Source organism: Ensifer sp. ZNC0028 (assembly GCF_000799055.1).
In the GTDB taxonomy this organism is placed as follows: domain Bacteria; phylum Pseudomonadota; class Alphaproteobacteria; order Rhizobiales; family Rhizobiaceae; genus Ensifer.
Map to the genome: position 1 here is coordinate 1 of NZ_JTLA01000303.1, position 391 is coordinate 391.

A 391-nucleotide genomic window follows, 5' to 3' on the forward strand; every position below is an offset into this window, starting at 1 on the left:
CTGTGGGGCAACCCGTGGAAGTTCGAGTCTTCTCGACCGCACCAAAAAAACCCGGCTTCGGCCGGGTTTTTTGTTTTTAATCCTGGTGTTAGCCAAATTGGGATTTCTGCCTGGGCGCAACCGGTGCATCCCTTTGCCTTCCAGTCCACATCAAGCATTGGAATAGGGGTGTGTCGGCCGTCGCTCATCTTGCGCGCACACCAAAAGAACCGCCGGCGATCCCGTCGTGGCCGTTCGCGGGGCTAAAATACACCCGCCGAACGCGGTCCCTTTGCGTCCCATCGTGAATGCTTCGGACGGTCCGTCGCCATCTTTCAATTTGTCCACAGCCATCCCTTGTGCACTCAAGGGGCTTTTGCTACATGCAGCCGCGCCGGCGCAAGTCGGCCCT

The 391-nt window shown here is 58.3% G+C and carries 1 protein-coding gene; it reads right to left on the reverse strand.

Annotated features, from left to right (window positions below; translation table 11 throughout):
- The coding region (locus tag L981_RS35450; RefSeq protein WP_210166435.1) for a hypothetical protein at positions 1–188 on the reverse strand (188 nt) is incomplete at its 3' end.
- Positions 189–391: the final 203 nt, after the last annotated feature.